Origin of the sequence: Nitrosomonas communis (genome assembly GCF_001007935.1) — a bacterium.
GTDB lineage: Bacteria > Pseudomonadota > Gammaproteobacteria > Burkholderiales > Nitrosomonadaceae > Nitrosomonas > Nitrosomonas communis.
This window is the reverse complement of the sequence record NZ_CP011451.1, coordinates 98,624-123,158: the sequence shown is the minus strand read 5'-3', so window position 1 is coordinate 123,158 and position 24,535 is coordinate 98,624. Positions and strand designations below refer to the sequence as shown.

The 24,535-nt window shown below is 43.9% G+C and carries 16 protein-coding genes, 2 tRNA genes and 1 rRNA gene; 8 read left to right on the top strand and 11 right to left on the bottom strand.

Going from position 1 to position 24,535, the window contains the following annotated elements; genetic code table 11:
- Positions 1-30 precede the first annotated feature (30 nt).
- Positions 31-906 carry a c-type cytochrome gene (locus AAW31_RS00485; RefSeq protein WP_046848739.1) on the top strand — a complete coding sequence of 292 codons (876 nt, stop codon included), beginning with the start codon at positions 31-33 and terminating at the stop codon, positions 904-906.
- Between the two features lie 66 nt (positions 907-972).
- Here AAW31_RS00485 and AAW31_RS00480 read toward each other — a convergent pair whose 3' ends face one another.
- The 10 genes from AAW31_RS00480 to AAW31_RS00435 all read right to left on the bottom strand — a co-directional run bounded on the left by AAW31_RS00480 (position 973) and on the right by AAW31_RS00435 (position 13,313).
- Positions 973-3,063 (bottom strand): MtrB/PioB family decaheme-associated outer membrane protein, encoded by a 2,091-nt coding sequence (locus AAW31_RS00480; RefSeq protein ID WP_046848738.1) that lies wholly within the window; start codon positions 3,061-3,063, stop codon positions 973-975.
- Positions 3,064-3,083: 20 nt separating this feature from the next.
- Positions 3,084-4,037 (bottom strand): DmsE family decaheme c-type cytochrome, encoded by a 954-nt coding sequence (locus tag AAW31_RS00475; protein ID WP_200899675.1) that lies wholly within the window; start codon positions 4,035-4,037, stop codon positions 3,084-3,086.
- Between the two features lie 1,133 nt (positions 4,038-5,170).
- Complete coding sequence (locus tag AAW31_RS00470) at positions 5,171-5,545, bottom strand: hypothetical protein (RefSeq protein ID WP_046848737.1); 375 nt, start codon at positions 5,543-5,545, stop codon at positions 5,171-5,173.
- A gap of 139 nt (positions 5,546-5,684) precedes the next feature.
- Positions 5,685-6,062 (bottom strand): hypothetical protein, encoded by a 378-nt coding sequence (locus AAW31_RS00465; RefSeq protein WP_046848736.1) that lies wholly within the window; start codon positions 6,060-6,062, stop codon positions 5,685-5,687.
- 113 nt (positions 6,063-6,175) lie between these two features.
- Positions 6,176-6,874: a Crp/Fnr family transcriptional regulator gene (locus AAW31_RS00460; RefSeq protein WP_046848735.1), complete on the bottom strand. Its 699-nt coding sequence runs from the start codon at positions 6,872-6,874 to the stop codon at positions 6,176-6,178.
- Positions 6,875-7,343: 469 nt separating this feature from the next.
- The gene (gene msrB / locus AAW31_RS00455) at positions 7,344-7,886 is read right to left on the bottom strand and encodes a peptide-methionine (R)-S-oxide reductase MsrB (protein ID WP_046851366.1); all 543 of its coding nucleotides are present in this window, start codon (positions 7,884-7,886) and stop codon (positions 7,344-7,346) included.
- A 440-nt stretch (positions 7,887-8,326) separates the two neighbouring features.
- Positions 8,327-8,884, bottom strand: a complete 558-nt coding sequence (locus AAW31_RS00450) for a YMGG-like glycine zipper-containing protein (protein ID WP_046848734.1) — start codon at positions 8,882-8,884, stop codon at positions 8,327-8,329.
- 24 nt (positions 8,885-8,908) lie between these two features.
- Complete coding sequence (locus AAW31_RS00445; RefSeq protein ID WP_144412796.1) at positions 8,909-10,066, bottom strand: hypothetical protein; 1,158 nt, start codon at positions 10,064-10,066, stop codon at positions 8,909-8,911.
- 431 nt (positions 10,067-10,497) lie between these two features.
- Positions 10,498-11,916, bottom strand: a complete 1,419-nt coding sequence (locus tag AAW31_RS00440) for a DUF3482 domain-containing protein (RefSeq protein WP_046851365.1) — start codon at positions 11,914-11,916, stop codon at positions 10,498-10,500.
- 2 nt (positions 11,917-11,918) lie between these two features.
- Positions 11,919-13,313 (bottom strand): DUF2868 domain-containing protein, encoded by a 1,395-nt coding sequence (locus AAW31_RS00435; protein WP_046848732.1) that lies wholly within the window; start codon positions 13,311-13,313, stop codon positions 11,919-11,921.
- Positions 13,314-13,530: 217 nt separating this feature from the next.
- Between AAW31_RS00435 and AAW31_RS00430 the strand changes: the two genes are divergently transcribed.
- Complete coding sequence (locus tag AAW31_RS00430) at positions 13,531-14,244, top strand: type 1 glutamine amidotransferase (RefSeq protein WP_046848731.1); 714 nt, start codon at positions 13,531-13,533, stop codon at positions 14,242-14,244.
- A 133-nt stretch (positions 14,245-14,377) separates the two neighbouring features.
- Here AAW31_RS00430 and glgB read toward each other — a convergent pair whose 3' ends face one another.
- Complete coding sequence (gene glgB / locus AAW31_RS00425) at positions 14,378-16,582, bottom strand: 1,4-alpha-glucan branching protein GlgB (protein ID WP_046851364.1); 2,205 nt, start codon at positions 16,580-16,582, stop codon at positions 14,378-14,380.
- A 273-nt stretch (positions 16,583-16,855) separates the two neighbouring features.
- Here glgB and glgC point away from each other — a divergent pair, with 273 nt between their 5' ends.
- The 6 genes from glgC to AAW31_RS00395 all read left to right on the top strand — a co-directional run bounded on the left by glgC (position 16,856) and on the right by AAW31_RS00395 (position 24,518).
- Positions 16,856-18,100 carry a glucose-1-phosphate adenylyltransferase gene (gene glgC, locus AAW31_RS00420; RefSeq protein WP_046848730.1) on the top strand — a complete coding sequence of 415 codons (1,245 nt, stop codon included), beginning with the start codon at positions 16,856-16,858 and terminating at the stop codon, positions 18,098-18,100.
- A 261-nt stretch (positions 18,101-18,361) separates the two neighbouring features.
- Positions 18,362-20,071: a glycoside hydrolase family 57 protein gene (locus AAW31_RS00415; protein ID WP_046848729.1), complete on the top strand. Its 1,710-nt coding sequence runs from the start codon at positions 18,362-18,364 to the stop codon at positions 20,069-20,071.
- Positions 20,072-20,183: 112 nt separating this feature from the next.
- A complete protein-coding gene (locus tag AAW31_RS00410) occupies positions 20,184-22,208 on the top strand; it encodes an alpha-amylase/4-alpha-glucanotransferase domain-containing protein (RefSeq protein WP_046848728.1) in 2,025 nt (674 codons plus the stop codon).
- Between the two features lie 512 nt (positions 22,209-22,720).
- A 16S ribosomal RNA gene (locus AAW31_RS00405) occupies positions 22,721-24,258 on the top strand.
- 103 nt (positions 24,259-24,361) lie between these two features.
- Positions 24,362-24,438: transfer RNA gene (locus AAW31_RS00400), tRNA-Ile, on the top strand.
- 4 nt (positions 24,439-24,442) lie between these two features.
- Positions 24,443-24,518 (top strand) — tRNA-Ala (locus AAW31_RS00395).
- Positions 24,519-24,535: the final 17 nt, after the last annotated feature.

The window sequence follows — 24,535 nt, the reverse complement described above, 5'->3', positions numbered from 1 at the left end:
GCTTAACTAAAATCATGAGGTAGAACAAAAATGAGAAATCTTTGGTATTGTGGATTCATGATTGTTGTTGTGTACGTGATGATGGGTTTAACCAACTTGGCATTTGCCCAAGGCAGTACGATTAACACGAAGATTGAATTTAAAAACAAGGGCGAGATCGTTCGAATTCTGCATTTGGAAGAATTCGCGGCGATTGCATCTGAGCGTTTTCTCAAAATTTATGAGCCACATGATAAAACAATGCGCACTTACCAAGTTTATTCAGCACGGTCACTTTTTGATCATATTTTTGGCAAAAACTGGAGAGAGGCGGAAGAGATCGTTTTTCTCTGTGCAGATGGTTACCAGCCAAGCATTCCCGTAGCAAAGTTTCTTGCATATGACGCCTATTTTGCTTTTGCTAGCGCAGATGATTCACCGTTTACGCTGGAAAACGTATTGCAGAATAATGAAACGGTTGAATTAGAGCCGCTATACCTGGTATGGGATAATCTGAAGTCAACTGAATTACGCGAAGAAGGGGCAGCCGGCATGCCTTATCAGATAAAAGAGATTGATCTGACCTCTTTTGCCGCCCGTTTTCCAGCGCTTTTCCCGCCAGCCAATGCATCTCAGCAAGTACAGCAAGGGTTCCTGCATTTTCGCAAGCACTGCATCGCCTGTCATACCATCAATGGTCAAGGTGGTGGCAAGGCGCCTGAATTAAATTATCCGCTTAGTGTGACCGAGTATATCCAGCCAGAATATCTGAAACGCTGGATTGATGACCCATCCAGTATTCGCTATAACACGACCATGCCGCCACTGGTAGCCGAGATTTCAGTACGGGAAAAAGTGATAGAGGAACTCATCGCTTATCTGAAAGCGATAAGTACGGTAAAACGCTTACCAGGCGCCATACCCTAACTTGTTATCCTGGAACTTTCTAGCCAGCAGATTTATCCAGCTGGCCAGTTTTCTTTCTGCGTTGAATTATTGCCAATTTATGTAGGCAGAAATGCCAAGGAAATTGACCCATTGCCTTTGATCCTGACTTAAGCGGGTGCCATCGGTATAAGTCCATCCGCTCCAGGTCCACTCGTTCGTTTTAAAATAATCCAGAATATAATCCAGGCGAAGGCCTAGATTTTTTTGTAAGGCATATCTTGCAAATAAATTCCATCTACCTTGTTTGAATTTAATATCGGGTACAGGCGTATTACCAGGACAACATTCAACTTCAGTGATTGATTGTTTAAACTTGTCAGTTATTTCAGAGTAAGTAATGTTGGTGCCGATATCGAGTTTCTCATGGGGTCTGCCATTTATGCCAACTCCAAATGAAGTGCTCAAATTCTCCAGCTTAACAGACCAGGGCACGCGCGGCGCAGGTGTCCTGTTAGCTTGATCGATTTGTGTTTCATTCCGTGAGAACCATGCATTTGCTTGCAAATTTTCGGAAAATGTATAAACAGCATCCAGCGAGTAGTTTCGTGCTATACCTTTTTTTATACCAAAGCCTGAGTTATTGCGGTCGCCATTATAATCGTCCCATGAGTGGTCTACCGCGGCTTGCACGGATAGAGGCTCAAAAGGCTCCCAATTAAGCAATAATCGCACTTTGTCCCGATTGCGATCAGCGAGATTGATCGGTGCGATCAGGTTAAAGAATGGTTGGCCTGTTGCTGTGGTTTGGGTTAAAAAATGCGAACCCCAGCGGTCACTATGTATATATGAAAGGGTTCCTGTCACAGTTTCTGCCATTGTACGCCTTAATTCTATGCGTCCGGATAGTTCGTCAGTACTATTTCGATGGCCTGTTGTTTGAGGTGTTCCCGTCCGATCCCAGTGCTCATAATCAATACCACCAATCAGGCGCAAATTCATTGGCAATGCGTAGTTCGCTTCAAATTTATTGGTAAAGGTCCTGAAAGAACGTGGGGTGTTAAATCCAGTCCAACGGTTTCCATTCAAATCAACATTAAAGGCATTCGGATTGTAAAGAAAAACAGGCGTTTTATCCTCACGATCTTCATAGCGGAAATTTGCCAGTAAGTTAAGCTTGGATAACGGTCGAGAAGTAAGAGCTGCTTGCACTAATGTGGTGTCCACTTTGCCATGCAGATTACTCGGAGCGCCAGGAGCTGCAAGCTGGGTTGGAAAGAAGCCATCTGTTTGGCTTGCTATCGTATAGGAAGCCTTGAATGTGCCCCGTGTATGGGGATTAAAGGAATACCCACCAGATAAAAACGCCTGGTGGGCTTGATTATCGGGGGGTAGTGCGATGGGAGTAAATAAGGCAGGTGCAAAAATTCCGCCTACACTGCTGCCGCCAGTAGTGGTCAAGGCTTTATTTTTGTTTTCAAAAAGTGTTCCATAGTATCCTCCGGATAACTGGAGATCTTTACCGTTATAATTGAGTGTGGCACCAAATATACGCGTGGTGTAATTAATAGGCTCAGGAAGGAATTCATAACCACCTACTGCAGTGGGTCCAGGAGGGCCTAAACGATTGCCTCGTCCGAATATGCGGGCGCCATCTTTATCTTCATTCTTGAAATGGAGTTGCAGTTCAAAATTTGCAGGAAGGAATTTATTAATACCAAATGCAAAAGATTCTCGTTCGGTTTTAAGATGCTCAGGGCCTCCGGCCGTGGGAGTAGTGGGAACCTGCAGATGGGAGCTGCCGATGCCTCCAACTGCAGTATTGGCTGTGAAGGGTTCGTATCGTGGGGTCTGGCTGAATTCAAAAAAGTAACCCCAATTACCCTGTCTACTATGTTCAAGCCGGACATCCCGATTCCTGAAACCCAGATTACGACCTTGTAGCCTAAACCAAGTGCCGGTATCGTCATTTCTTCTTATTATGTCGAGATTGAAAATCCCGTAAAAACCATCGTCACGTAAGCCATTAAATTGACCAAAGCGAGCATTATCATTGAATAGATAGCCTGCGCCAAAATTAATGGTGCTCTGTGGCTTAGTCAGCCGTTTAATATCCTCATCCTGTTCTGCCCAAACCGAGCTGGCTATGATCAGCAAGGTAGCGGCAACCTTGATCTGAAAAGAAAAAGGTAGTTTCATGTTGCTGTTTCTCCTGGTAATTAGCGTTGAAAGAGTCCTTCATTGCGAACATTTTCTGGATTATTGCTGCCATGAATGTTGGTGTGGCAGTTCATGCAACCTCTCGCGAGTGTATTTCTCGCATAAGCTCCAGTGATCGTTCCGAGGGAACTCTGATGACTATTGGGTTCATGGCATTCCTGGCAAAGGAAAGGGGAACGCACTTTGAGCAAGTTAGGTGCTGTTGTGCCGTGCGGGTTATGGCAGATTGCACAATTTTCCTGGGCAGGTGGATGGTTATAAATGAAGGGTCCGCGCTTTTCCATGTGACAGGTAAAGCAAGTTTCATTGACGCTATCGCGTACTGTCATGCTTGGACCAGCTGAGCCGTGCGGATTATGGCAATCTGAGCACACCACTTTTCCTTCTCGAATGGGATGGCGGGAAGGACGGTTAATTTGGGCGCGTTGCTCCTTATGGCAGGTGAAACATGTTTCTGATTGAGTCATTTTGTCACGGACTCTATCTCGGTCGGTATGAATCTGATGACAAGAAGTGCAAGCTATATCCCGGTTCGCATGAGCACTGCCTATCCAATTCATGCGTTTACCCCCTTGATGGCAGTCTAAACATGCCTGATCCCTCTCCAAAATAGGAGTCGTCGAATTCTTCCCGAAGGTACGTGATGGTGGTGGCGGCATCGCATCGTCGTTATTCATATGCTGATCACTCTCTCCATGACAGCTTGTACATGTTGGAGTGCGACTATCAGCCACAGTCCCATGTTTGGTTTTGCCAATGGCAAATACCGGATAATCGCTGGTCTCATCATGGCATTTTGTGCATTTTCCATCACCCCGGAGAACGATGTCTGGGGCTTCTCCCTCAGAATCATCTTCTTCCTGCGCTATTGCATTTGGCATAATGCATAGCAAGAGAATTAATAACACGAGTCGTGACATCACGGAGTTTAATTTCTTAAAATCATTTGGCATGATCCAAGCCCTCATTAAATTAAATAAGATTGATATTTCTTGTGTGTGGGGGTTAAGCGCAACCGCTAGAAAAAGTTAATTTGCTTTTAAAGGCAGTCTTTATCTGTGAGGTTTCTTACCTCAACAGGGTTATAAATTTGTAAAGGTAAAAAAGCACACTTTTTAAACCCTGAGGTGGCCAGACAAGCATGTAACTACTGAAATAAATTTGTGGCAATAACGTTGAGTAAGCGTAATGCTTCAATAGTAGGTGGCTTTTGACTGCACTTGAATGAACTGATAATTATTGGCATCTGCAAGAGTGCGTTGCCAGCATCATAAGTAAGCTGATACTGCTTGCAATTTGACGATATCTACTAATGCTTCATACCTAAAATTTAAAAATTAAGATAAAACTTTCAAACACTTGATTAAGCGTAATCATTACCCAATACCGGAATCAGCCCTAGAGGTTATTGATTTTTTGTTGTTGATAATGGATTAGATACTTAATAAAGTAATTATTAATGATTATCAGTTACGATACTTTGATGTAAATCAAGAAACAATTAATAATAATTATTATTATGTTCTCTGTCAGCAATATCCGTGCCAATAAATATTATGCAATATAATCAAATGCTTGATTAAAATATGAATGAAAGATTATAAATAAATTGTCGCCAATTTATTAACATATCTAGTGCTATCTGTATAACTATCTGTTTTTACGTGAAGTAATTTGTCGTTAATTAGCTACATAAATGAGATATAAATAGAAATAATGAAAAATTCTTGAGGGGAAATTTGCTAATCATAAATGAGCCTGCCAATCGCAGTTGATCGCTTAAGGGAAAGGCTATGTCAGGACTAGAGAAACACTTTTTCGCAATTCTAATTCTTTCATGTAGCTATATAGTAGGCCACTCCCTAGTGTCGCGTAAATTGTGCTCATAGCAGGAACAGATCTGTGACCTCGATGCAGACGGTACAACCGGATCATTGCACGCTACACCTTGTCCAGTTACGGTTTTTTATATAGATATGTATGTGAACTGGGAGGTCGGAATGAAGGTGCTGGCAGAAACAATTGCTTATCTTATTCCATTTCCAACTATTTTTAGAGGTACCCTGAAATTTTTCAATCAACAGGCTCATCTGAGCGAGCCGGTTTCCATTGCGTGCTGAATACTCAAAGCAAGCTCTTTGGCTTCCTGGAAACTCGATTGGTGGGTGACCATGATGGTGATGAAACTCTTTTTATCACTGGTTCGTCGGCAATGTACGGCCAGGTTATAATCGTTGTTGACTAGCGCAACATCATCTGCACGCTGCAGGATTTGTCCTGTTACTTCAGAAGCAATTGCTGTGTATGCACGACTCAGGCAATCTTTTTTACTAATGTTTAAGGGCAGAACAGTGTAAAAGAGGGATGGCGAAGCGCTTACTGCCTGTTTGATAGGAGTAAGAAGCAATGTTGCGCAAATGATCAGTAAGAGCCGTATCAAAGTAACGATTGGTATAGGCATGGTACTTCCTCCAGTGATGTGCTAAAAAGCATGCGAGGTGTTGAATCCTGGCGCTCTCTTTGTGTGACGTAAGCATTCCTGTCTGGCTGTGGTGCCTATACTTATTTCATATCCTGGTGATAGCCATTTTTTAAAAAAATTAGTCTTTTATCGTCACAAAGATTGAGCGATTTTTACCTCGATAGTCTGTTAGTAATCCTACCACAATAATAATAAGTCCCATGGCAATATAAAAATTCCGAGCGATAAACTCGTCAGCGAAACCTAGGATGAAGGGAATTGCCACTAATACCGGCCCAACTATGCGCTCGATCCAGCCTTGCAACGTAAAGGGTATTATTTTGAAGGTGCCAAAGGGAAAACCGGAAATCAAGGTAACAGCAAGATGAACTGCAGCCAACCCATATGCAAGCATTGCGGGTATTTTGCTTAAACCTAATAAGGTAGGTGCGAGTAAAAATATAACCACTGTCAGGAAATCCAAATAGCCATGGTTACGTGGTGAAATTATTTTCATTTGACTGATCCTTTATTGATGGTGAGTAACAGTCAGTACTTTAATACGGTGTTACTGCCAATGTCTGTTAGCTAGACAACAACCGCTTAGGGTAAATATCGCAACAGCTGAGTTTAATCGAACGATTGCTCATTGATTAATGCGGCATCGTTGATACAAATCTGCTCGCGCGTATAGTCAAGTAATCCTCGATTTCTAAACTCATTCATGATGGTACTGACTACAGAACGGCTGGCACCTACTAAATCTGCCAGCTCTTGCTGAGTGAGGAAAACTTCCAGTGAATATCCATGTTTACATCGTGTTCCAAATAATTGAGCAAGATCCAGGAGTGTTGCAACAACCCGTTTGCCAACTGGCTGAGTAAGGATAGTGCGGAGTTTGCGTTCAATCTGCTGCTGACGATTAGACATGGTCTCGAAAACAGCCCATGACCACTCCGGCCAGCGATATATCAATTTTTTGAAATCTTCATATTCGATCCGATAGAACGATACTCTTCCCAGAGCCTGTGCGCTTTCTTGCATGACTGGATTAGCACAATCCTGCTGCAGTTGTCCAGTGATACCCCCTGATTTTATTAAAGCAAGCGTCAACTCATTGCCCTGGATCGTGAGATAGGAAAGTTTTACGATACCTTCTTTTATCCAAAAAAGACTTGCGCAACTTTCCCCTTGGCGATAGAGAAAATGTTTATCAGGAATTTCGATTTCCTGAATGGAAGGACATATTTGCTTCCATTGCTGTAAATTTTGTTCTAACAGCGGATTGAGAAATTCAGCTTTGATATGATCGTGTTTTGAGGAGGACATTGACAGTGCTGATTAAAAATAGGCTAGCCTATAGACTCGATACATCAATCATTCTATTGCTAAATCGATCCCGATTTTGTCGACTTCACCTTGCTGTTTTATTGATGATGTCTGCGGTTCGCCTTCTTATCATCTTTGATTTGGAAATAGTATAAGATATTCAAATGGGATTATATAATGCTGAGAGCTGTTTTTGGTTGGCCCAAAATAATCTGTACGACTTCGACGTGGTCAGTTCTGCCTTGCTGATTGACTCGTAAGTAGCCACTGATATATCCCGATATGGTTTCGATCATATCATGAGCTTTATCAGGCGCTTGATTTAAGAAACGATTTGTCAGCACCGGTCAGATCAATCCGATCCGACTGTTGCCAGCCTGCAAGAGCAGTCAATATTAAGAATAGCCACATGTCAGCCCATCGGCTATTCATTTCATGTAATTTGATTTAATCTTTCAGCCTTTATGTTTTATCCCCTCAGTTCGGGGAGTGCTTCTTCTTTAGGGATAAACCTTAGCGCTAATCCATTATTACACCAGCGCTCTCCGCGTGGCGGTGGACCATCATTGAAGACATGGCCCTGATGGCCCTCACAGCGTGCGCAGTGATACTCGGTGCGAGGCCAGATCAGCATGAAATCACGTTTGGTGCCGATATGGCCAGAAATAGGTTGGGTAAAACTGGGCCATCCGGTGCCGCTATCATATTTATGTTTGCTATCGAATAAGGGTAAATAGCAAGCGGCACAAATGTAGGTGCCGCCACGATATTCTTGGTTAAGAGGACTGCTTTCAGGAGGCTCCGTGTCTTCTTCAAACAATACCTGGTAAGCCTCTGGTGACAATAAAGAACGCCACGCTTTATGCGGTTTATTGAGCGGAGTAACGGTTATCGGATCGATTTTGAATTTTGTGCTCTTTTGTTGTCCGGCAGCTAACTCGCGTGGATAGGATGAGATAAAAGGCAATGTGATTAATGCAGCCAACCCTTTCAGCCAAGTGCGTCTTTTCATGTGGATCCCCATGTTTTCAAATAAGTTCAGCAAAAATTTGATCGCCAGCGTATGGTATGGTTCAGCATGACCGGCTTTCCAGAACAGCTTTCTTAGAAGAAGGGGTGGCGCGAGAATAAGGGTTAATGCGCTTATATGATGAAGATGAGCAGCCAGGTTGGTATACAACTCTATCCACCGGGCGGGGAGCCAGCGATAATGCTGCGTGATTATTGGCAGTCTGGTTCTGTAAAAGTAACTTTCCAGTTCGTTGAATTATCGCGTTGCTCCATTTTAATCCTATATTCATGATCATCAGCCAGAACGCAAGGTATGGGCATTTTACCTGCCAAGAGATAGGCGATAGGCGTAATGCTCGCTCCAATTCATTATGCGATTTACGCTGGGGTTTATTTCATGGTTCTACTTATTCACGCTTGAAATAGTGCCATTAAATAAATTTAATAGGGAGGGGGAGGCGGAGGGCTGCCTGGAGGTGGAGGTGGGTAGCTGTCGGAAGGAGCACGCTGAGGCGCCGGTTTGCTGTAGCTGCCGGTGCCGCCGCCGCTGGAGTATTCCCCATTGACAAAGCGCCCAGGAGAGGGGATACGATGGCCATTGGCATACATGCACTGAATATAAGCTGTATCATAACGTTGCTGATTGATATTTCCTGAAGATTGCGCAGAGCTGCTGCCAGCCAATCCTCCCGCCAATAAGCCACTCCCTGCACCAATGGCAGCACCTCGCCCGCCTCCAAAAGCAGCACCCGCAATGGCGCCTAAAGCAGTTGTAAGAGCGGCGGTTTCCATACCGCTGAATATGGATGCGCGGCGTGGTGTTTGTTCGTTGACTTGCTCACTCGCAAATTGTCTACATAGTAAGTCATCCGATCTAAATTGATCAAACGTTTTATTGGCAGCGGGTAGAACCATTACGCCTGGTCCCGTCGGTATGTGGACACATGCTGTGAGCAGCGTGAGTGGCAGCAACATGGATAATTTGGTAATTCTTGGCATAACCAGATTTCCTTTAAGATTTGATTAAGAAGGCTGTGGAGGAATTTTTACCCAACCATCAGGGCATTTCCTGACATAAGGATAATACCCTTCTGGTTTTCGACAATAGTGCCAGTAATTGGTTTTTATTGCAGCAGCAGGTTGTGAAACGTTCTGCTGCTGAATATAAGTCGGCTTGCTGGCAGGTGTGCTGGTCATGGCTATTGGGAATGCCGCATCAGCAACCACTGCGGGGAAGCCATCTAACGGATAGTAACTTTCAAAACGGCCATAGGGGCCAAAGCCAGCATAGCCAGCAGGAACATAGCCACTATAAAAACCAATTCCCCCAAAAGAAGCGTAACTGCTGTGGAAACCAAAATTACTATAAGGGGCGAAACCACCATATCCATAATAATCAAAGCCGCTGAAGGGAGTAAAAGGATAAAAAGGGCTAAATCCCCATCCTGGGCCGATACCTAGTAGCCCAAATCCAATATCAAAATCATGGTGATGTACGTGATGCTGCCCATGCCAGATACCGTGGCTAAGCCCACCGTGGTGATCATGTTCATTCTTCTGAAGCGATTGAATGTTCTGGATATGAATGTTCTGGGCTAAAGAATCACCCTGAGCAGCATTGGTTTGGATGGACAAGTCTGCCTGAGCTGATCCATCCTGCTGAATAGGCTGATCATGCTGAGTGGCATCTCCATCGGTAGCTTGATAAACTGGGGCGAATTCATAATCCGGGACAAACTCCCCTTCCTGAGGAGGGTGAGCGAGTTCGACAGATTGCTTATCTTGATGAGCAGATCCCATATCATGATTAGCGTGATCGTTTGCCATCACTTTATTGTATTGCTCAAAGTCTCGCCCTGGGCTAGGATCATAAGTTCGTTCAAAGCTCTCCGGTTGAGCAAAATTTCCGTTCTGATAATCGATGCTACTCTGATCGGAATCTGCACCTTGATAAAAATCTTTGCTTGGATCAAAATCTCTTGGCCTCAAACTGCTAGCAAAATCTCCGTTCCAGTCAAAGTTTTCTTCGAAATCGCTATTAAAATCAACGTCGGCTTCAACATTATCTACAAGATCACCCTCATTAAAGTCGGCATTATCCCCATCAACAGTCCATGCTGAAGCTGCCGAAACCGAGCAAACTAAAACAACAGCCATACAAATCAGTTTGAATCTGTTCATAGCAAGCTTTATTTAAGTTTGGTAGAGTTAGCCTGGATATTTCGCCAAGCTAACTTAGCGGAATATCCAGACTAAACAAAATTAATTATAAATTACACCATTCAGTAATGCTTATTGTGCTGGTTTCAGCAACTAATAATTGAGATGGATTCATTATGTGCGATACTGATTGTTATCTTATCCAGCAGATCCTGAATGAAAGCTGAATCTACGAGATTTTCCCAAATATAAGATAACTGTGGGTCATCTTGGCGGTGATAGTGCGTTCTATCTGCCATGTTCTTGCAGATGACTACTGCCTGTTTCTTAACGAGCTCCAGATGGGTTTTATTCTATTTCTAAATCAAAACTGACTTTGTCAGCTTCACCTTGCTGTATTATTGACATCGTCTGCGGCTCGCCTTCGCGTCATGTTTGATTTGGAAATGGAATCAGCCGTTAGCTAGCAATGCATTGATCAGTTTGGCTTCAATATTTTGATATTGTGGATCTTGATTTCGAGCGGTAGAAGGTTTGCACCATATTGGATTCTGTTGCAGGGTATTGATTATATCGGGCCAGTTACTGGGTAATTTTTCTGAAGCAGATGCAGTGGTCGTATCGATCTGGTCTGCCTGGTACGCAGCATGACCACGATGCATCAGTTTTGACAACAATTGCTGCTGACGGAGGTAGAGTATCTGCAGCGTGCTTTCATCCACGCACAACCATTGCATGCCTTGAATTTTGGCTTTGATCTCCTTGCCATAGCGTTTAAATGTTGACCAGCCAGTGCCAGCGATTGCACCCAAGGCAGTGGCTGTTCCTAAGCTTAGCCCACCCACCATCAGATCAATTCCTGCGCCTGTTGCTGCACCTTTGAGTGCAGCACTGCCAATATCAAGACCATACGCCTTGAGTACCCCGGGAGCAAATATATCAAGCTGCCATTGGCCATTGCTGACAGGAATTTTTTGGAGAGCAATATCTTTCTCTGAGAAGTTAAAAATGGTTAGCAAATCTCTTAAACAGCTTTGTTCGGATTTTCTTACGAAATCCTTTAATTTTTGGACGGCGGTTGAATTTGCATGACTATCGCTCTGGTTCCGTTTGCTTTCACGATAGCAGGCAACCGAGACAATCAACTCAACGATGCGTTTGGCTGCAGACAGGCAAAGTTGGTCCCATACCGTGGCGCGATAATTGATGAGTTTTTGCAATTGGTCATAGTGTGATTCCACCAGAGTTTGTATTTTTTGATACAACCGCTTCTCCGCCTCAAAAGAAAAGGCAACTGTATCGAATTCTAATGAGGTATGAAGATTGAAAACAGCCAGTTTTTTTCGCCAGATGGCAAGCTCTGCTGTATGGTTGGCAATAAAATTGAAAACCGGGATGATGGGTTTCATAGCCTTGCTGAGTATCTCGATTTCCATCAGATATTTTTCCAATACAGGCTCGCGCACATCGATGATATACAATAGGACATCGCTGCGTAATATTTGCCTAATGACCTTGGCTTCTTGTTCTAATGGATCATCGATAGACGTGGTGGCAATGAACTTTTCTAATATTTCAATGGGTGAAAACGATTTATGGTGCGTGCCAATCGATTTAAGTTGCCTTAACAGTGCATGAGAATCCTCAATACCAGGGGTGTCATGTAAATTCAATATGGCTTCATTATCAGCAAAAATAGTTGCCCGTTCAACATGACGAGTCGTTCCTGCACTATCTTCGATTTTACCGAATTGATTGCTTCGCAGCATGGTACGAATCAGCGAGGTCTTACCGGTATTAGTGTGACCTACCACTGCAATATTTATCAATGAGGGAATATCCTGGTGTGATGCTTTGTCTGCTACATTCATGGTTATTGAGTGATAACGCATTCAGCGGGAATGGCGCATGCCTCAGCCGTTCTGAACCATGCGAGTTTGCGTGTGTCGGCAACGGGAATGGCTGCGCGGCTGCGCAGTAAAACTAACCAAACCTCTCCAGAGGTATAAGTCATCAGATCTCGGATGGTGCGTTGCACGCCTCTGTCTGGCAGACGATGAGCAGCCACACCAATCAGCAACGCGCTATCGGATTTCTGGATGATGTTGGCTGCTTCCGAAAACGATGCCTGATCAATGACATTTTTGCTGCAGTTCATGCCATCTGGCCAAACGATATGATCATCAAGTTCAATCCCAATTGCGAGTGCATTTTGTAATATGCCCTGGCCAACTTGTCGAGGAGTGATCTTTTTATCTACGACTATATTCGGGTCTGCATCAATGACGCTAGACTCAAGTTGATGCGCCATTAAACGTTGTCGTAAAGTAATATAATAAGGTAAATAAAGATCTATTTTGAAGCGATGCTCAGCTAGTTTTAGCATCAACACAGAAACAAGTAGCAATATAAGCCGAGGCACAATGCCATAGAGCAATAAGGCGCTCAACAAGAATTTGGCCCAGGCACTTCTGGTTTCTGCATCTTGTTCTTGTATAATCGCGCTCACTCGGCTTGCTGCAATCTGAGAGCTGTCGGGAGGAACCAGACCCCAAAATTCCATAGGTTTACTCAGCCATTGAGTCAGTTCAGGAAGACTGCTTTCTGGTAGTAATGTCGTTCCCCAAATAAAGTCATATTGCTTTGCCATCATGAGCAGCACGAGTAAGACTATCCCGGTCGCCAGATAAGTTAGCCAGAATTGATGAGTGAGAATACTGATGCGCCATTTGCCAACTGTACCAGTCAAATTGGCTTCCCACCAGCCGCGTGCGGCAAGTAAAGCAATCGTATCACTTTCCTTTTCTTTGTGACGATAGGGTAACCAGCAGGCCAGCTGAGCGACAACCCCTGCACTCAATCCCTGTAATTTGAATGAAATACCTATCACCCACAGCATAATGGAAATTAAATTGAAGCCGAGCAAAACTGCTAATAACCAATATATGTTGAGCGTGGAAGACTCGCCTATTGCATTACCTGCTGCCAATGCGCCCAAAATTGCCGAGATTATTAAGCTTATTCGGCTCGCACGGATAAAAAGTTTTTGTGGATATTGTAATGTTGTGGCTAGCGCATTATCCTGGATCAGGCGCCGGGCACGGGTGGTTAGCCGTTTTAGAAAAACAGGGTAATTGAAATCAGAAACAGCGTGGGTTTCCATATCAGCGATGCTTGCGTATGACAGCGCTTCTGCTTTGCCCGTTTCAATGTGACGCAATTGCTCTAAACGAACCAGATCAGAGAACGTAGTGTTGTGTGTGGCCATAACTGTTGATTAAAAGAATGGAAAAACAGAGCCTTATTCTTCCTGACCTGTCAAGCTGATTGAAAGGTGATTGGCATCGATTAAATTGAGCCTGAAAAAAGTGCGTCGAGTGGTTCCAGTTCACAAAATCATTTAAAAATACAATCAGAAGAAAGAACTCAATGGAAAAAGCTACAATTAGCAGTTAAAGATTTGTTATATCAGAAAGGTTATCGCCATGAAACCAATTGCAATTTTTAGATTTTTCCCTATTGAGGGACCTGGCTATTTTGCCACATTTCTCGACAACAATCATATTCCCTGGCAGCTAATCAGCATCGACCAGGGGGAGGGCCTTCCTGGTAATATTTATCCATTTAGTGGATTGGTTCTGATGGGAGGCCCCATGAGCGTCAACGATAACCTGCCTTGGATTGGCTTATTACTTGACCTGATCAAGCAAGCAGTAGCTCATGATGTACCCGTATTGGGGCATTGTTTGGGTGGGCAACTTATGTCCAAAGCGTTTGGAGGTATTATTGAGGCGAATCCTATCAAAGAATTGGGCTGGGGAAAAGTCCGCGTGGCGGATAATCCGGTTGCGCGCGAATGGTTAGGGGATGTAAAAGAATTTGAACTATTTCACTGGCATGGGGAGACCTTTTCTTTACCTGCTGGAAGTTCATTGCTGCTTTCCAACGATTATTGCCAAAATCAGGCATTTGCATTAGGAATTCATCTGGGAATGCAGTGCCATGTGGAGATGACCGAAGACATGGTGCTTAACTGGAGTAGAGTGAATGCGACAGAAATTATACAGAATCAGGCCAGTCCTGCAGTGCAATCAGCTGATGCCATGCAAATGAATCTGAAGTCTCGCGTGTCGAAATTGAATACCATTGCCGATCATTTATACCGCAAATGGATCAAGGCATTAAAAACGGAAGAGTAATCGCTCTGCGTAAAATTTTTGTTTATGAAGATAATTCAGGCTAACCCCAATATGCCTTCTTTGTTTGTGATAATGTGATGGATGTAAACGACTACTTGCTATGAATCGAAAGTGCGGCGAGGTACTAGGCTGTTTAAGCATTGCTCGGCCTCAGAATAATCCCAGCTAATGGTGGTAAAGTGATCATGAGGGAATCAGCAAAACCTAAACAGGGTTCTCCGGTTGTGGTAATCCAGCCAGCATTTCCTATATTACTCCCGCCATAATAAGCGGAGTCACTATTAAATTCTTCTTGGTAGGAGCCGCTAACAGGCGTGCCGATACGATATTTCATGCGCGTGACCGGCGTAAAATTTAATACAATCAGCCTAAACGAACCATCTTGCGCATGACGCAGATAGCTAATGACAGATTGCTCTGTATCATGACAATCGATCCAGCTAAACCCTTCCGCGAAGAAATCAAGCTGATGCAATGCGGGAGTATTCATATAAAGATGATTCAGGTCGCGTAATGCCATTTGTACGCCGCGATGAGGCTCATATTCCAGCAAATTCCAATCAAGCTCTTTATTAACTTGCCATTCAGGCCCATGAGCAAATTCGTTACCCATAAAATTAAGTTTTTTGCCGGGGCAAGTCAGTTGGTAGGTAAACAACAAACGCAAGTTGGCAAATTTCTGCCAGGCATCGCCTGGCATTTTGGCTAACAAAGAGCCTTTACCATGCACCACTTCATCGTGTGATAATGGCAATACAAAGTTTTCGGTATAGGCGTATAACTGATTAAAGGTTAAATTATTGTGCTGATAACGACGGTGGATGGGGTTAAGCTTTATATAAGTAAGCGTGTCATTCATCCAACCCATGTTCCATTTCATGGAAAACCCTAATCCACCCACATAAGTGGGACGTGATACTGCTGGCCAGGAGGTAGATTCTTCCGCCAAAGTAATCGCGCCGGGAAACGCTTCATGCACCATAATATTGAGTTCGCGCAGGAAATCTACCGCCTCGAGGTTTTCCCGTCCACCGTATTTATTGGGTAACCATTCTCCTGCTTTGCGTGAGTAATCCAGATAAAGCATTGAAGCTACTGCATCCACACGTAATCCATCGATATGGAATACATTTAACCAATAATGCGCGCTTGAGAGTAAAAATGATCTCACTTCATTACGCCCATAATTGAAAATAAATGTTCCCCAGTCTTGATGGAATCCCAGACGAGGATCTTCATGCTCGTAAAGGGCAGTGCCGTCGAAGCGGGCTAAGGAAAAGATATCCTGAGGAAAATGGGCTGGCACCCAATCTAGGATGACTCCGATGTTTGCTTGATGACAAGCATTCACAAAAAATTTGAAATCTTCTGGCAAGCCATATCGACTTGATACCGCGAAATAGCCTGTTGTCTGATAACCCCAGGACTCATCAAGTGGGTGTTCTGATATCGGCAATAATTCAACATGTGAATAGCCCATGTCGAGCAGATAAGGAATCAAATGCTGGGCAAGCTCACGATAAGTATAGAAACGCCCATCGGGATGCCGTTTCCATGAGCCTGCATGAATTTCATAGATATTGAGTGGTGCATGTAACCAGTCCCAGCCAGTTCGTTTCTGCATCCAATCTGTATCCTGCCAAACAAAGTTTTCTTCCATTGGAGTGCGCCCTGCATTGCTGGGGCGCAGCTCATGATAATGTGCAAAAGGATCTGTCTTGATCAAGATATCGCCAGTATTACGATTGCGAATCTCATATTTGTAAAGGGTGCCACTTGGTAAACCAGGAATAAATAATTCCCATACGCCGCTATGATGATGAACAGCCATTGGATGTATTCGCCCATCCCAACGATTAAAATCACCAATTATGCTGACACGTTCAGCATTGGGTGCCCAGACCGCAAAGCGGACACCGGCAATTCCATGTATGGCAGTCAACTGTGCACCCAGGGTTCGATAAGCTTGACGCAGATTGCCTTCATTATATAAATACAGCTCGTAATCGGAAATTTGCACAGGAAAAGCATAGGGGTCATACCATTCACGCACAGCTCCCAGTGAAGTCTTTTCCTCGATTCGCAAGAGATAGGGGTGCATGGGAGTTATTTTGCTATGCCATTCAAAGATACCCTCATCATGGATCCGTGTCATTGGCTCAAAACCATTGGCTGTCTGAATCCAGACATTGGCAGCATAAGGCTGGAATACTCTTGTTACCAGCGCATCATCCTGCTCCCTGTGCACGCCTAGGTAATCAAATGGGTTATGTAATCGTGCAGCTAACAACATTTCTTGCAATGAATCAGTGCTGGTATGTACAAGTTCAGATTTCATAGGCATCGATAGTAACTAACAAGAAAACAAGAGAGGGTTATGTCTGGAAATGACAATTAAGATCCAGTAAGATAAGATGCTATAAATACAATAGATTACATAATACAACTCATATTCTAAAGTATAAAGTAACGAGCTTGAATATAGTAACGCTATAACATCTACCAGATGGGCTTATTTTCTATGCTGAATTGCTTGTGTTGCGATTGATGTATTGATTATCCATATTCATATTATCAATTAAATGGATCTTCTCAGATCGGGAGATATTGAATGCTTACACATAACGCGCTTGCATTAATACTCGCAGGAGGACGTGGCAGCCGTTTACATCATCTAACAGACTGGCGTGCTAAACCAGCTGTGCCGTTTGGTGGTAAGTTCCGTATTATAGATTTTCCTCTGTCGAATTGTGTCAATTCGGGTGTGCGGCGTATTGGAGTGGTTACTCAATATAAAGCGCAGAGCCTGATTCGCCATATCCAGCGCGGCTGGAGCTTTCTTGATGGGCGGTTCAAAGAATATGTCGAGCTTTTTCCAGCTCAACAGCGAACTGAAGAAACTTGGTATCAAGGGACTGCCGATGCTGTTTTTCAGAACCTTGATATTTTGCGTTATCATGCTCCTGGCTATGTTCTGATATTGGGTGGTGATCATGTTTATAAAATGGATTACAGTAGAATGCTTGTCGAGCATAAAAAAAGAGGCGCAGACATCACTATTGCCTGCTTGGAAGTGCCACTGGAAGAAGCCACTGCTTTTGGGGTGGTGGCGGTAAACGATAAATGGCATGTGACTAGTTTTACTGAGAAGCCTGATTATCCCGCCTCCATGCCAGGTCAGTCAGATCGTGCATTGGTTAGCATGGGTATTTATCTCTTTAATGCTTCATTTCTGTTTGAACAATTGATTCGCGATCACGATGACACTCATTCTTCGCACGATTTTGGTAAAGATTTGATTCCGTACTTAGTGAATCATCATCGTGTTTATGCACATAGCTTTCAGAGCAGTTGTGTCAATATGGCTGCCGGTATTCCTTACTGGCGCGATGTGGGGACAGTGGATGCTTACTGGGAAGCTAATATCGATCTTACGACCATTACACCTGCTCTTAATCTATATGATGAAGACTGGCCGATCTGGACTTACCAGGAACAATTACCGCCTGCCAAATTTGTGTTTGATGGTGACGATCGACGAGGACATGCGCTTGATTCTACGATTTCAGGGGGATGTATTATTAGTGGCGCAACCATTCGTCGCTCATTATTATTTTCCAATGTCCAAGTTCGAAGCTATGGAATCGTCGAGGACTCGGTCGTGCTTCCTAATGTAGATATAGGTCGGCACGTCCATTTGAAGCGCGTGGTCGTTGAAAAAAACTGCGTCATACCGGAAGGATTGAAAGTTGGATTCGATCCAGAAGAAGACAGCAAGCGGTTCTATGTAACGAAAAAAGGAATTACACTCATAACGCCCGAAATGCTGGGTCAAAGCATACATTATGTTCGTTAAGCATCTGAAAAGGGGGGCTGGTAGAGGGTAATACCGTCCTCAATTTATTAGTAAGCCATTCCATTCCCAAATCAAAAATAGCGTGAAAGCGAGCGGCAGGCAGTATCAATAATACAGCAAGGTGAAGCCAACAAAGTCAGGCTTGATTTAGGAATGGATCAGCATAAGCGGCATGGTGTTCTTGGGCATGCCTATATGACGGGTCTTAACTAAGAATTCAGATTTTTTTGAGTAACTAGATAGGCAATCTGCTTTTAATTCATGAAACCACTGAATCTCGTTTTACTATGGCATATGCATCAACCCGATTACCGGGACCGTGACACAGGTGAATTCTTGCTGCCGTGGGTATATCTGCATGCCATCAAAGATTACACTGATATGGCGCATCACTTAGAACAACATCCATGTGTCAAAGCGATCGTCAATTTTGTGCCCATATTGCTGGATCAACTTGAAGATTATGCTCAGCAGTTTACACAGAAAAAAATACGTGATCCATTATTACGCCTGCTTGCTACGCCCGATCTGAATATGATCACGGTAAATGAACGTGCATCTATACTGAATAGCTGCTTTCAGAGCAATCATGCCACCATGTTAAAACCTTACCCTGCCTATCAACATTTGCGTGAGGTGTACGATATGCTCAAAGGGCAAGGGGATAAGGATTTAATCTATGTTTCCGGTCAGTATCTGGCTGATCTGTTAACGTGGTATCACCTTGCATGGATGGGGGAAAGTGTGCGGCGAAGCCATGAGTTTGTGGTAAAGCTCATGACGCAAGGTAAAAATTTTAGTTATACAGATAGATTGCAGTTATTTAATCTTATTGGAAAGCTTATTCAGGAATTGATTCCACGTTACCGTGAACTTGCTGCCAGCGGTCAAATTGAACTATCCACTACGCCTCATTTTCATCCGTTGGCCCCCTTGCTGATCGATTTCTCGTCAGCGCGTGATAGTCTTCCCGAGGCTACTTTACCTTCGAATACAATTTATCCAGGAGGATGTGAGCGCGTTACCTTTCATGTAAAGTCAGCTATCAATCGTCACAGACAACACTTTGATACGCAGCCTGCGGGCTTTTGGCCTGCTGAAGGGGGAATCTCAAAAGATTTGCTGAATATCTTCATGGAATTGGGCTGCCAATGGAGTGCCAGTGGTGAGGGTGTATTGGTTAACAGCTTGCGTAAATCGTATCCGAATCAATCGTTACCGAATCGGAATCACTATCTTTACCGCCCCTACCAAGTATCCGATGAAAAAAACGGGATGTTTTGTTTTTTTCGTGATGACAAATTATCCGATATGATCGGATTCGAATATTCAAAATGGTTTGGGCGCGATGCAGCAGAGAATTTTATTCATACGCTTGAGAAAATTCATCATGAGGTGCAGGCAATTGTTACGTATCCCATTGTAAGTGTTATTCTTGATGGTGAAAATGCTTGGGAGTCTTATCCTTATAATGGTTACTATTTTCTCAAAGATCTTTACGATTTGCTTGAAAGCCACCCATTCATTCAAACAACGACTTATCGTGACTATATTGTGAATTTAGTTGATACGCAGGCTGAAACCAAAATTTTACCTGTGCTAGCTGCAGGAAGCTGGGTTTACGGAAGTTTTTCTACTTGGATAGGTGATCATGACAAAAATTTAGCCTGGGATCTATTATGTACAGCTAAACAGAGTTATGATTTTGTAATGAAGAGTGATCGTCTGACGGATGAAGAAAAATTGCTGGTAGAACAGCAGCTTGCATCATGTGAGAGCTCGGACTGGTTCTGGTGGTTTGGTGATTATAACTCTGCACAGGCAGTTGCTAGTTTTGATCAATTGTTTCGAAAAAATCTTGCCAACCTCTATCGTTTGCTGAAATTGCCAGTACCCGCAATCGTGCTTGAGCCAATCAGCCAGGGTGGAAGATATGCTGGGTTGGTTGAAACGATGCGGCGCTCATCGTAAAGCGGGTCAAAGTAAATAAATAGACGCCTGGTATGAAATTGTTTTCATAAAATAAAAAATGTATTAGCTTAGGAGCTTCAAATTGTCCATAACATAAAACGAGTGAAACTTAGTGACATCTCAATCTATCTCTTTACTATTTGGTGTTCATGCGCATCAGCCGGTTGGAAACTTTGCAGAAGTTTTAGTCGATGCGCATTTGCGTTGTTATAGACCTTTTTTACAAGTTCTATATCGTTATCCAGATTTTAAGTTTGCTCTTCATTTTTCTGGATGGCTACTTGATTTCTTATTTGAGCATTACCCCGATGATATGGCTCTATTGCGTGAGATGGTCATGCGGGGACAAGTAGAGCTTTTCGGCGCCGGAGAAACAGAACCAGTATTAGCGGTGATTCCCAATCGGGACCGTATCGGACAAATTGAAACTTTTTCCAAGAAATTAGAGGAAAGATTCGGGCAGCGTCCACAGGGTGCTTGGCTCACTGAGCGGGTATGGGAATCAACTGTGGTGCCCGCATTGGTAGATTGTGGGATTCGCTACGTTATCGTAGATGATTATCATTTTATGTGTGCGGGCAGAACCAAAGCAGAACTCAATGGTTTCTTTACTACCGAGGAAGACGATCGCGCCTTGGATCTTTTTCCTATATCTGAAATGCTTCGTTATAAGTTGCCTTTTTCCCCAGCACATGAAGCGGTGGCCTATATCGAGTCTCTAGCTGAGAACTCAACAACAAACAAGGGTGTTGCCGCTATTTATTTCGATGATATCGAGAAATTTGGCATTTGGCCTGAGACCTATCAGTGGGTATATGAGAAGGGCTGGCTTGAGCAATTTATTCAAGGTGTACTGGCTTCTCCCAAAATTTCTCCTCGACATTATCATGATTATCATGCTTTGCAAAAATCTCATGGAATAATTTATCTGCCAACCACTTCCTACATTGAGATGAATGAATGGACGTTACCTGCTGGACCAGCTAATGCTTATGCTGATCTAGTGCACCAGGCAAAAGCAACTGGCTGGTATGAACATAATAAATCCTTTCTACGTGGAGGTATCTGGAAAAATTTTTTTTCTCGTTACCCTGAATCGAACTGGATGCACAAGCGTATGCTATCCCTTTCTGCTCGTTTTGCTGCGCTGCCGGTAACGCAATGCTCTGATGCGATGCGACAAAAATTGTATGCTGCACAAGCCAATGATGCTTATTGGCATGGCTTGTTTGGTGGTCTATATCTCCCGCATTTGCGACGAGCTATATACAATAATGTTGTCGAATTAGAAAGTTTGTTGGATGACTGTGCACCACGTCCTGCTTTTTTTATCGAGGATACTGATCTGGACGGTGTGGAAGAAGCCTATTTACATAATCGAGTACTCCAGGCTGTAGTTAAGCTTGATGGCAATGCGAGCCTATGTGAATTTGATGCCTATCAGCTCAAGCATAATTTTGGTGACACGTTACGTCGTCAAATAGAACATTACTACTGCAAAATACAACCCAATGCACTTGAAATACCCAAACATAGCGGTACGGGTATTGCCTCTGCGCATGATCGGATCAATTTTAAGAATCAAATTGCTCTTTCTGACTTAGAGGTTGACGCCCATCCGCAAAGCCTGTTTTTTGACAGCCTAAATGAAGTGTCATTAATTTATCATCTCGAATCACAAGATGAGTCTCGTATCCGTTTCTTGTCCAAAAACGATCAATGTGAAGTCGTTAAGGTACTGGAGCTTTCTGGCAACCGCCTTTTAGTTTCCTATCACTTGTCGGGTAATGTAGAGGGCCATCTGGAAACCGAAATCAATTTAGCTATGCCCAGTTGTGATGGTCCAGGTGGCCGTTACGTTAAAGATGAATCCACGGTGCTGGGTGGTTTTGGGCAATATATGGATTTGGCGGATACCACTAACATTGCTATGGAGGATGTGGTTCTGCAGGGTATGCTGCTAATAAGTACTTCTGCTCCAATCAGATTATGTGCACAACCTCACTTTTCTGTATCTCAATCGGAAGGAGGCTATGAAAAGATTATGCAGGCTGTCAAATTAAAATTGATCTGGCCAGTTACTGAGCGCGAATTAAGGATTACTCTGGAAGTTAAGGCAAAAGAGTATTCGGAGTAACAGAGAGCGATTCAGGGTTTGCCCTGTTTGTGTTTGTAGCAACTCTCAAATAATAAATCGTAATCTGCTGTCACTCATTGTCAGGTGGTGAGCATTGCTTTATAGCGCAACCAATTGATCCTGGAAAAGCGCAGTAACATGCAAAGTTGAAACATATCGCTTGGATCAATAGAGAGTAACAAGATAGTAATATTTTATATTCTGCCTGTAAGATGCTGAAATAATAAGCAAATAATCGGTGTGAGCTTATTGTGTTCGTTGGTTGAGAAAATTTTTTTAAAAAAAAATGTTGAAAAGCTTGACGGAGAAAATATGGTCTGTATAATGCACATCTCTGTTGCTTGAGACGAATAAAAAAAGCAACCAGCTCTTTAAAAATTAACAGCCAATAGATGTAGGCGCTTAGTAAATATAATTAATTTGATCGATATCAAATTAATAACTAAGAGTATACAAGGTAAATAGTGTATAGAATTAATATATGCTAAATGCTGAGCAAATAGAATTAAATTAAACTGAAGAGTTTGATCCTGGCTCAGATTGAACGCTGGCGGCATGCTTTACACATGCAAGTCGAACGGCAGCACGGGGGCAACCCTGGTGGCGAGTGGCGAACGGGTGAGTAATACATCGGAACGTGTCTTAAAGTGGGGGATAACGCATCGAAAGATGTGCTAATACCGCATAATCTCTAAGGAGGAAAGCAGGGGATCGAAAGACCTTGTGCTTTTAGAGCGGCCGATGCCTGATTAGCTAGTTGGTAAGGTAAAGGCTTACCAAGGCAACGATCAGTAGCTGGTCTGAGAGGACGACCAGCCACACTGGGACTGAGACACGGCCCAGCCTCCTACGGGAGGCAGCAGTGGGGAATTTTGGACAATGGGCGCAAGCCTGATCCAGCCATGCCGCGTGAGTGAAGAAGGCCTTCGGGTTGTAAAGCTCTTTCGGTCGGGAAGAAATAGTTATGGCTAATATCCATAATGAATGACGGTACCGACATAAGAAGCACCGGCTAACTACGTGCCAGCAGCCGCGGTAATACGTAGGGTGCAAGCGTTAATCGGAATTATTGGGCGTAAAGGGTGCGCAGGCGGATGTATAAGTCAGATGTGAAATCCCCGGGCTTAACCTGGGAATTGCGTTTGAAACTATATGACTAGAGTGTGATAGAGGGGAGTGGAATTCCATGTGTAGCAGTGAAATGCGTAGAGATGTGGAAGAACACCGATGGCGAAGGCAGCTCCCTGGATTAACACTGACGCTCATGCACGAAAGCGTGGGGAGCAAACAGGATTAGATACCCTGGTAGTCCACGCCCTAAACGATGTCAACTAGTTGTCGGATCTGTTAAAAGATTTGGTAACGTAGCTAACGCGTGAAGTTGACCGCCTGGGAAGTACGGTCGCAAGATTAAAACTCAAAGGAATTGACGGGGACCCGCACAAGCGGTGGATTATGTGGATTAATTCGATGCAACGCGAAAAACCTTACCTACCCTTGACATGCTCGAAATTCCACAGAGATGTGGAAGTGCCCGAAAGGGAATCGAGGCACAGGTGCTGCATGGCTGTCGTCAGCTCGTGTCGTGAGATGTTGGGTTAAGTCCCGCAACGAGCGCAACCCTTGTCACTAATTGCCATCATTCAGTTGGGCACTTTAGTGAGACTGCCGGTGACAAACCGGAGGAAGGTGGGGATGACGTCAAGTCCTCATGGCCCTTATGGGTAGGGCTTCACACGTAATACAATGGCGCGTACAGAGGGTTGCCAACCCGCGAGGGGGAGCTAATCTCAGAAAGCGCGTCGTAGTCCGGATCGGAGTCTGCAACTCGACTCCGTGAAGTCGGAATCGCTAGTAATCGCGGATCAGCATGTCGCGGTGAATACGTTCCCGGGTCTTGTACACACCGCCCGTCACACCATGGGAGTAGTTTTCACCAGAAGCAGATAGTCTAACCGCAAGGAGGGCGTTTGCCACGGTGAGAGTTATGACTGGGGTGAAGTCGTAACAAGGTAGCCGTAGGGGAACCTGCGGCTGGATCACCTCCTTTCTAATGAAATATTGCTAAGCGCCTACAGTCTATTGGTTGTTTTAAAAGTTAAATGGCAAATGAGATATGAGGCGAAAGGTTGTGCTAATATAGGATCCTTTATGGGTCTGTAGCTCAGTTGGTTAGAGCACACGCTTGATAAGCGTGGGGTCGGTGGTTCAAGTCCACCCAGACCCACCAGATAGGGGGTGTAGCTCAGCTGGGAGAGCACCTGCTTTGCAAGCAGGGGGTCATCGGTTCGATCCCGTTCACCTCCACCATATTATGTCCAATCTTG

Bases quoted from the DNA above. Each gene is read 5' to 3' on its own strand.
- AAW31_RS00485 (WP_046848739.1), top strand. From the start codon at position 31: ATGAGAAATCTTTGGTATTGTGGATTCATGATTGTTGTTGTGTACGTG.
- AAW31_RS00480 (WP_046848738.1), bottom strand. From the start codon at position 3,063: ATGAAACTACCTTTTTCTTTTCAGATCAAGGTTGCCGCTACCTTGCTG.
- AAW31_RS00475 (WP_200899675.1), bottom strand. From the start codon at position 4,037: ATGCCAAATGATTTTAAGAAATTAAACTCCGTGATGTCACGACTCGTG.
- AAW31_RS00470 (WP_046848737.1), bottom strand. From the start codon at position 5,545: ATGCCTATACCAATCGTTACTTTGATACGGCTCTTACTGATCATTTGC.
- AAW31_RS00465 (WP_046848736.1), bottom strand. From the start codon at position 6,062: ATGAAAATAATTTCACCACGTAACCATGGCTATTTGGATTTCCTGACA.
- AAW31_RS00460 (WP_046848735.1), bottom strand. From the start codon at position 6,874: ATGTCCTCCTCAAAACACGATCATATCAAAGCTGAATTTCTCAATCCG.
- msrB (WP_046851366.1), bottom strand. From the start codon at position 7,886: ATGAAAAGACGCACTTGGCTGAAAGGGTTGGCTGCATTAATCACATTG.
- AAW31_RS00450 (WP_046848734.1), bottom strand. From the start codon at position 8,884: ATGCCAAGAATTACCAAATTATCCATGTTGCTGCCACTCACGCTGCTC.
- AAW31_RS00445 (WP_144412796.1), bottom strand. From the start codon at position 10,066: ATGAACAGATTCAAACTGATTTGTATGGCTGTTGTTTTAGTTTGCTCG.
- AAW31_RS00440 (WP_046851365.1), bottom strand. From the start codon at position 11,916: ATGAATGTAGCAGACAAAGCATCACACCAGGATATTCCCTCATTGATA.
- AAW31_RS00435 (WP_046848732.1), bottom strand. From the start codon at position 13,313: ATGGCCACACACAACACTACGTTCTCTGATCTGGTTCGTTTAGAGCAA.
- AAW31_RS00430 (WP_046848731.1), top strand. From the start codon at position 13,531: ATGAAACCAATTGCAATTTTTAGATTTTTCCCTATTGAGGGACCTGGC.
- glgB (WP_046851364.1), bottom strand. From the start codon at position 16,582: ATGAAATCTGAACTTGTACATACCAGCACTGATTCATTGCAAGAAATG.
- glgC (WP_046848730.1), top strand. From the start codon at position 16,856: ATGCTTACACATAACGCGCTTGCATTAATACTCGCAGGAGGACGTGGC.
- AAW31_RS00415 (WP_046848729.1), top strand. From the start codon at position 18,362: ATGAAACCACTGAATCTCGTTTTACTATGGCATATGCATCAACCCGAT.